Annotated in this window: 8 protein-coding genes, 1 tRNA gene and 1 pseudogene; 6 read left to right on the top strand and 4 right to left on the bottom strand. The window is 71.4% G+C overall.

Annotation, left to right across the window (positions count from 1 at the left end):
* Both EP26_RS28710 and glmU read right to left on the bottom strand, forming a co-directional pair.
* Positions 1 to 672: pseudogene (locus EP26_RS28710) on the bottom strand (glutamine--fructose-6-phosphate transaminase (isomerizing)); the annotation flags it as partial.
* A gap of 2 nt (positions 673 to 674) precedes the next feature.
* Positions 675 to 1,979 carry a bifunctional UDP-N-acetylglucosamine diphosphorylase/glucosamine-1-phosphate N-acetyltransferase GlmU gene (glmU, locus tag EP26_RS28705; protein WP_043344438.1) on the bottom strand — a complete coding sequence of 435 codons (1,305 nt, stop codon included), beginning with the start codon at positions 1,977 to 1,979 and terminating at the stop codon, positions 675 to 677.
* 92 nt (positions 1,980 to 2,071) lie between these two features.
* On the opposite strand from glmU, the gene gph reads away from it, so the two are divergent.
* Positions 2,072 to 2,728, top strand: coding sequence for a phosphoglycolate phosphatase (gph, locus tag EP26_RS28700; protein WP_043344437.1), 657 nt, complete (start codon positions 2,072 to 2,074; stop codon positions 2,726 to 2,728).
* Here gph and EP26_RS28695 read toward each other — a convergent pair.
* Positions 2,696 to 3,496 (bottom strand): DUF3108 domain-containing protein, encoded by an 801-nt coding sequence (locus tag EP26_RS28695; RefSeq protein ID WP_043344435.1) that lies wholly within the window; start codon positions 3,494 to 3,496, stop codon positions 2,696 to 2,698. The two genes, gph and EP26_RS28695, sit on opposite strands and share 33 nt — an antisense overlap.
* Positions 3,497 to 3,516: 20 nt before the next feature.
* Positions 3,517 to 4,845 carry an LLM class flavin-dependent oxidoreductase gene (locus EP26_RS28690; RefSeq protein WP_043344434.1) on the bottom strand — a complete coding sequence of 443 codons (1,329 nt, stop codon included), beginning with the start codon at positions 4,843 to 4,845 and terminating at the stop codon, positions 3,517 to 3,519.
* A gap of 77 nt (positions 4,846 to 4,922) precedes the next feature.
* Between EP26_RS28690 and EP26_RS28685 the strand changes: the two genes are divergently transcribed.
* The 5 genes from EP26_RS28685 to EP26_RS37040 form a co-directional block, all read left to right on the top strand.
* Positions 4,923 to 5,549, top strand: a complete 627-nt coding sequence (locus tag EP26_RS28685) for a glutathione S-transferase family protein (RefSeq protein ID WP_043344432.1) — start codon at positions 4,923 to 4,925, stop codon at positions 5,547 to 5,549.
* Between the two features lie 145 nt (positions 5,550 to 5,694).
* Positions 5,695 to 5,955, top strand: a complete 261-nt coding sequence (locus EP26_RS36515; RefSeq protein WP_043344430.1) for a hypothetical protein — start codon at positions 5,695 to 5,697, stop codon at positions 5,953 to 5,955.
* Entirely contained in the window at positions 5,948 to 6,916 is a 969-nt protein-coding gene (locus EP26_RS28675) for a Bug family tripartite tricarboxylate transporter substrate binding protein (RefSeq protein ID WP_043344429.1), read from the top strand. Before EP26_RS36515 ends, EP26_RS28675 begins: the two co-directional genes overlap by 8 nt.
* A gap of 77 nt (positions 6,917 to 6,993) precedes the next feature.
* Positions 6,994 to 7,068: transfer RNA gene (locus tag EP26_RS28670), tRNA-Val, on the top strand.
* A gap of 101 nt (positions 7,069 to 7,169) precedes the next feature.
* On the top strand, positions 7,170 to 7,413 hold a 244-nt coding region (locus tag EP26_RS37040), incomplete at its 3' end, for a helix-turn-helix domain-containing protein (RefSeq protein ID WP_043344441.1).

Genomic DNA, 7,413 nt, shown 5'->3' with positions numbered 1-7,413 from the left:
GGCGTCGAAGAAGCGGGCGCCCTCGCCATCGATGGCGGCCCAGTCGCCCTCCTCGAGATAGGCGATGCGGCGGGTCAGGGGGGCGAGGGCGAGGGCATCGGAGCCGACGAACATCTCGCCCTCGCCGAAGCCGACGGCGAGCGGCGCGCCCTGGCGGGCGGCGAGCAGCAGGCGGGGGTGGCCGGAGAAGATGGCGGCGAGGGCGAAGGCGCCGTGGACGCGGCGGAGGGCGGCGGCGAAGGCGGCTTGCGGCTCCTGGCCCTGGTGGAGCAGGTCGTCGACCAGGCGGACGAAGGTCTCGGTGTCGGTCTCGGTCTCGAAGACGGCGCCCTTGGCCTCCAGCTCGGCGCGAAGTTCGGCATGGTTCTCGATGATGCCGTTGTGGACGACGCTGACGCGGGCGGTGCTGTGGGGGTGGGCGTTGCGCTCGGTCGGCGCGCCGTGGGTTGCCCAGCGGGTGTGGCCGATGCCGGTGGTGCCGGGCAGCGCGTCGCGCTCCAGCACGCCGGCGAGGTTGCCGAGCTTGCCCTCGGCGCGGCGGCGCTCGATATGGCCGTTGACGAGCGTGGCGATGCCGGCGCTGTCGTAGCCGCGGTATTCGAGGCGGCGGAGCGCTTCGAGGAGAAGCGGTGCCGCGGAGGCCTTGCCGATGACGCCGACGATTCCGCACATGGCTATTTGCCCTTCTTGCCTTTGAACCCACGCCCGGGCTTCACCGCCTGGCGGCCGCGGGCGATGGCCATGGCGTCGTCCGGCACGTCCTCGGTGATGACGCTGCCGGCGGCGACCAGCGCACGGTCACCGATGCGCACCGGCGCCACCAGCGCGGTGTCGCTGCCGATGAAGGCGCCGGCGCCGATCTCGGTGCGGTGCTTGGCGATGCCGTCATAGTTGCAGGTGATGGTGCCGGCGCCGATATTGCTGCCGGCGCCGATGGTCGCATCGCCGAGATAGGTCAGGTGGTTGGCCTTGGCGCCGGGGCCGAGGAGTGCGGCCTTCAGCTCGACGAAATTGCCGACATGGGCGCCCTCCCCCACCTCGGTCCCGGGGCGCAGGCGGGCATAGGGGCCGATGATGGCGCCGCGCCTCACGGTGCAGGATTCGAGGTGGCTGAAGGGGCGGATATCCACCTCGTCCTCCACCGTGACGCCGGGGCCGAGGACGACATGCGGGCCGATGGTGACGTCCTGGCCGAGGCGGGTGTCCCAGGAGAGGAAGACGGTGTCGGGGGCGGTCAGCGTCGCGCCGCCGGCCATGGCGGCGGCGCGCAGGCGGGATTGCATCCCGGCCTCCAGCAGGGCGAGTTCGGCGCGGCTGTTGGCGCCGGCGAGGTCGGCCTCGGCGGCTTCCTCGGCGAGGACGCGGCGGCCCTCGGCGACGGCCAGCGCCACGACATCGGGAAGGTAGTACTCGCCCTTGGCGTTCTCGGCGCGGATGGCGGCGAGCCAGCGGAAGAGGTCGGCGGCGGGGGCGCAGACGACGCCGGCGTTGCAGAGGGGGATGGCGCGCTCGGCCTCATCCGCATCGGCCCATTCGACGACGCGGAGGACGGCGCCGGCCGCGTCCGTCACCACGCGGCCGTAGCGGGCGGGGTCGGCGGGGCGCATGGCGAGGAGGGCGAGGCCGGCCTCGGCGCGGCGGGCGAGGAGGCGGCGAAGGGTATCGGTCGGGATCAGCGGGTTGTCGGCGTAGAGGACGGCGATGTCGCCGGGGTAGTCGCGCAGCAAGGGAGCGGCCTGGGCGGCGGCGTGGCCGGTGCCGAGGCGCTCGGCCTGGATGACCGTCGCGTGGGGGCGGGCGGCGGCCTCGAGCGCGGGCATGTCGGGGCCGACCACCACGACGATGCGGTCGAAGGCCGGTTCGCAGGCGGCAATGAGGTGGTTGAGCATCGGCCGGCCGGCGATGGGGTGCAGCGCCTTCGGCAGCGCGCTCCGCATGCGGGTGCCGAGGCCGGCAGCGAGGATGATGGCAGCGGGCATGGCACCCGGTTAGTCGCGGAGGGGTGGGCGGGGCAAGCCTCATGCGAGTCAAACTGGATTGCCGGATGTGACCGGGCGGGTAAGGGTGGGGCATGACCGCTCCCGTAGCCCTGTTCGACCTCGATGGCACGCTGGTGGACAGCGTGCCCGATATCCATGCCGCGCTGGACCGGATGATGGCCCGGCTGGGGCGGCCCGGCTTCGGCCGGACGGAGGTGACGGCGATGATCGGCGATGGCGTGCGCGTGCTGGTGGAGCGGGCGCTGGCGGCGCGGGGGCTCGGCTTCGACCAGACGGCGCTGGATGGGTTCAGCGCGGATTACACGGCGCGGGCGGCGGAGGAGACGGCGCTGTTCCCGGGCATTGCCGGGGTGCTGGAAGGGCTGGAGGCGGCGGGATGGCGGATGGCGATCTGCACCAACAAGCCAGCCAAAGCGACGGCGACGCTGCTCGGGGCGCTCGGCATCGGCGGGCGGTTCGCGGCCGTGGGCGGAGGGGACAGCTTCCCGGTGCGGAAGCCGGATCCCGAGCATCTGCTGGGAACCTTGCGGGCCGCTGGGGGCGAACCGGGCCTGGCGGTGATGGTGGGGGATCATCGGAACGACGTGCTGGCGGCGCGTGGGGCCGGGGTGCCCTGCCTCTTCGCCGGCTGGGGCTATGGAACGCCGGAGATGGCTGAGGGTGCGGCGGCGGTCATCGACCGGCCGGAGGGGCTGCTAGCGGCGCTGCTGGGCCATCGTCTGGGCTGAGCTGGCGGGTTCCACGCTCACCAGCACGGCGCGGACGGTGCCGAACCAGCGGGTCGGCAGCTCGATGCGGACTGGCAACGGGCCGCGGCCCGGCAGGGGCTGGCCGAGCCAGATATCGGCCACCTGCGGGCGGCGGGCCTCCTCCGGGTCCTGGTCGTCGAGGCGGCCGGCGATCAGCCGTCCCTCGAAGACGCATTTGATGGCGGGGCCGCCGAAGCCGCCCTCGGCCGGCAGTACGCCCTGGCCGGCAGTCTGCACCGCGTAGTCGGCGCGGCGGCGTCCGTCGAAGACCCGGGCGCTGGTGTCGCAGCGGCCGGTCCGCGCCACGACGCGGGTGAGCTTGGCGAGCGCCGAGAGCGCGTCGACGGTGCCCGCCCGCAGCGAGTCAGGGACGGCCTCGCGGTTGGTGTTCGGCGGATCGAGGGCCTGGAGGACGGGCATGCCGGTGGCGGAGTAGTCGATTGCCACGACGCGGCGGTCGCCGCGCCAAGTGCCGTCGACACGGTAACGGGCGGGCACAGGCTCCGTGCCGCGCCAGCTGCCCTCGGCGGAGGTCACTTGGTCGCCGCGGGCGAAGAAGCCCGCCATGCCGTTCATCTGGACGCGGGTGCGGACGAGGTAGCGAGGGCCGTCGAGGTCGAGCAGGGCCTCGACCTTCATCACGGTGAGGCCGGCGGCCTGCACCTCGTAGCGGGCGACGAGCGGCTCGGCCCGCGCGGCGGCGGGGACCAGGGCGAGGCCGAGGGCGAGGGGCAGCAGGCGTCCCATGCCCAAGGATATGGGGCGGCTCAGGCCTCGGGGAAGAGGCGGTTGGGCGGGCGGGGGAGGCCGAGATTCTCGCGGAGCGTCCGGCCCTCGTACTCGCGGCGGAAGAGGCCGCGGCGCTGCAGCTCAGGCACCACGCGCTCGACGAAATCGTCGAGCCCGCCGGGGAGCCAGGGGAACATGATGTTGAAGCCGTCGGCGCCCCTGCCCTCCAGCCAGGCCTCCATCTCGTCGGCGATGGTGGCGGGGGTGCCGACCATGGCGAGGCCGGCATAGCCGCCGAGGCGCTGGGCGAGCTGGCGGACGGTCAGGCCCTCGCGCTCGGCGAGCGCGATCGCGCGCTCGCGGCCGCTCTTGCTGGCATTGGTGTCGGGGATGGGAGGCAGCGGGGCGTCCGGGTCGAATTTCGAGGCGTCGGTGCCGAGGGCGATGGAAAGGGAGGCGATGGCGCTGTCGTAGTGGACGAGGCTGTCGAGATGGGCGCGCTTCGCCTTCGCCTCCGCCACCGTATCGCCGATGACGACGAAGCAGCCGGGGAGCAGCTTCAGGTGGTCCGGGTCGCGGCCGAGGGCGGGCATGCGGCCTTTGATATCCGCATAGAGGCGCTGGCCGTCGGCGAGGGTGGCGACGCCGGCGAAGACGGCCTCGGCGGTCTCGGCAGCGACCTGCTTGCCGGCCTCGGAGGCGCCGGCCTGGACGATGACGGGCCAGCCCTGGATGGGGCGGGCGACGTTGAGGGGACCGCGGACCTTGAACTCGGGGCCGACATGGTCGAGCGGCTTCACCCGCGCGGGGTCGAAGAAGATGCCGCTCTCCACGTCGCGGATCAGCGCGTCATCGGCCCAGCCGTCCCAGAGGCCGGTGACGACGTCGAAGAACTCGCGCGCCCGCTGGTAGCGCTCGCCATGGGCCATGTGCTCGTCCTGGCCGAAATTCAGGGCGGCGTCGGGGTTGGAGGTGGTGACGAGGTTCCACCCGGCCCGGCCGCCGCTGATATGGTCGAGCGAGGCGAATTTGCGGGCGATGTGGTAGGGCTCGTTATAGGTGGTGGAGGCGGTGGCGATGAGGCCGATATGCTCCGTCACCGCGGCGAGCGCGGGCAGCAGGGTCAGCGGGTCGAAGCTGCTGACGGTGTGGCTGCGCTTCAGCGCCTCGATCGGCATGTTGAGCAGCGCGAGGTGGTCGGCCATGAAGAAGGCGTCGAACCGGCCGCGCTCCAGCGTCTGGATGAAGCGCTTGTAGTGGGCGAAGTTGAAATTCGCGTCGGGGAAGGCGCCGGGATAGCGCCAGGCGCCCGTATGGATGCTGACCGGGCGCATGAAGGCGCCGAGCTTCAACTGCCGCTGGCTCATCGCGGAGGCCTTTCTCTGTTGCGGATGAGGTGCGAATGGCGAAGCCTCGACGCAAGGCCGGATGGGGGCGGCCCGCCATGCTGAAACTGCTGGGCAGGTCCAACGCCTACAACGTGCGGAAGGTGCTGTGGCTGCTGGGGGAGCTGGGGCTGCCCTTCGAGCAGGAAGATTGGGGGCGCGGGCATCGGCCGACAGCGAATCCGGCGTTCCTGGCGCTCAATCCGCTCGGCACGGTGCCGGTGCTGGTCGATGGCGAGGTGGTAATGCGGGAGTCGCATGTGATCCTGCGCTACCTCGCGACGCGGGAAGGCGCCGTGCATCTGCTGCCGGAGGCGCCGTCGGCGCGGGCACTGGTCGAGCAGTGGATGGACTGGGTCGCCTATGACATGACGCTGGCGATGAAAGGGGCCTATCTCGGGGGCGAGCTGGGGCTGGCGCCCTGGAACGACCCTTGGTCGGTGGCGCGCGGCCGGGCGGAGTATGCGCAGGGGATGAAGCGCATTGCGGCGGCATTGGAGGCAGACGGCCCTTACCTGGCGGGCAGGACCTTCACGCTGGCCGACATCCCCGCCGGGTTCCTGGTGCATCGGTGGTTTGCGATGCGCGGCATCGAGTGGGCGGCGATGCCGGCGCTCGATGCCTATTACACGCGGTTGTCGGAGAGGCCGGCCTACCGGGCGCATGTCAGGAACGGACTGGCCTAGGCGGTTTCACGGATTTTAACCGTTGATTATTGATATATAGCGATAAGAAAAAGTTTTTCTTTGACAGGACCGGTCGGATCGGTTCTGCTTCCTGTCCGGTACGGTCGCGACATGCCGCGGCTTCCACCGGAGCGGAGTCCGACCGATGCCCATCGCCCACCGCATGCCGATCGCCGTCGGCCCCCTCCGCCCCGGGCCTCGCCGCCGCGCAGGGGTGGCGGGTGCTGACCTTCCTCCACAATCCGATCGCGGCGTGCTCCATCCGGTCTTCTCCTGGGCCCATGTCGCGCGCAACCACGGGCCGATGGTCTCCGACATGCTCCACGGGATGGGCATCGCCCATCGGCGGGAATCGATGGGGTTCACCGGCGGGTCCGCCAACTTCCAAGGAGTGCGACGTGACTGACCTCTCGCGCCGCGCGGCGCTGCTGGCTGCTTTTGTCCCGCTCGCGGCGCACGCGCAGCAGGCGGGCTTCCCGGATCATCCGGTGCGGCTCGTCGTGCCTTTCACCCCGGCGGGACAGACCGACATCATCTCCCGCCTCGTCGCGCAGCGGCTGGCGGAGGACTGGGGCAAGCCAGTGCTGGTCGAGAACCGCGCCGGCGGCAATGCGATGATCGGCGCCGATGCGGTGGCGAAGGCGGCGCCCGACGGGCACACGCTGCTCGCCATCACGCTCACCCATGCAGTGAATGCCTCGCTCTTTCCACACGCGCCCTATGACTTCACGCGCGACCTGAAGACGTTGACGCTGCTCGGCGCGCTGCCGCTCGTCGTCGTCGTGCGGGCGGAGGCGCCGTGGCGGACGCTCGGCGAGCTGGCGGCGGCGGCGCGGCAGCGGCGGCTGAATGGCGGCTCCTCCGGCACCGGCTCACCGCCGCATCTGGGGCTCGAGATGTTCCGCCGCGCGGCGGGGGCGGCTGAGCGGCTGGAGCATGTGCCCTACCGCGGCGGGGCGCCGGCGGTGACGGATCTCGTTGCCGGGAATCTCGACGTGATCGTGGGCAACCTGCCGGAGGTCATCACCCAGGTGCAGGCGGGGCGGCTGCGCGCGCTCGCGGTGACGGATGTGGCACGGCATCCGCTGCTGCCGGATGTGCCGACCACCGCCGAGGCGGGGCTGCCGGCGCTGCGCATCACCAGCTGGACGGCGATCCAGGCGCCCTCCGGCATCGCCGAGCCGTTGGCAGAGGCGATCGCCGCCGCGATTCGCCGGAGCCTCGCCGACCCGGTGCTGATGCGGAAGGCGGGGGAGCTGGGCTTCAGCCTGATCGGCGCCGACATGGCGGAGTCGAGGCGGTTCGTCGCGGCGGAGGTGGCGCGCTATGCGGCGGTGGTGGCGGAGGCCGGCATCCGCGCCGAGTGAGGTCGCCGCTTCGGGGCTTGCAAGCCGCGGACGATGCCCTTATTCAACCGCCTCCGCGGGACCTCCATCGGCGGTTCGGGTGCGTAGCTCAGCGGTAGAGCATTGCCTTCACACGGCAAGGGTCACAGGTTCAATCCCTGTCGCACCCACCATCGCCGCAAGGACTTATACCAAGTCTCGGAGAGCGTGACTTGCTGGGGATTCCCAGGAGGACGGCGCTCTGATTCAACGTGGCGAACAGGGGAGCTTCGCCATGCCCATCCCACTCCGAGCTGACTTTAACGCGGCTGGGCTCCGTAGTGCGGCTCGACGGACCAAGGATGCGGCCCAGGCACGTCGCCTGTTGGCCTTGGCAGCCATTTACGATGGCGCATTGCGCACGGAGGCCGCCCGGATCGGCGGGGTGACGGTGCAGATCGTCCGGGACTGGGTTGTTCGGTTCAATGCCGAGGGTCCGGCTGGGCTGATTGACCGTAAGGCGCTGGGCCAGGCATCGC

The organism is Belnapia moabensis DSM 16746 (assembly GCF_000745835.1).
Taxonomy (GTDB): Bacteria; Pseudomonadota; Alphaproteobacteria; order Acetobacterales; family Acetobacteraceae; genus Belnapia; species Belnapia moabensis.
This window is presented reverse-complemented; position numbering and strand designations above follow the sequence as displayed.

Coding starts and splice junctions, on each gene's coding strand:
- glmU (WP_043344438.1), bottom strand. CDS start 1,979: ATGCCCGCTGCCATCATCCTCGCTGCCGGCCTCGGCACCCGCATGCGG.
- gph (WP_043344437.1), top strand. CDS start 2,072: ATGACCGCTCCCGTAGCCCTGTTCGACCTCGATGGCACGCTGGTGGAC.
- EP26_RS28695 (WP_043344435.1), bottom strand. CDS start 3,496: ATGGGACGCCTGCTGCCCCTCGCCCTCGGCCTCGCCCTGGTCCCCGCC.
- EP26_RS28690 (WP_043344434.1), bottom strand. CDS start 4,845: ATGAGCCAGCGGCAGTTGAAGCTCGGCGCCTTCATGCGCCCGGTCAGC.
- EP26_RS28685 (WP_043344432.1), top strand. CDS start 4,923: ATGCTGAAACTGCTGGGCAGGTCCAACGCCTACAACGTGCGGAAGGTG.
- EP26_RS36515 (WP_043344430.1), top strand. CDS start 5,695: ATGCCCATCGCCCACCGCATGCCGATCGCCGTCGGCCCCCTCCGCCCC.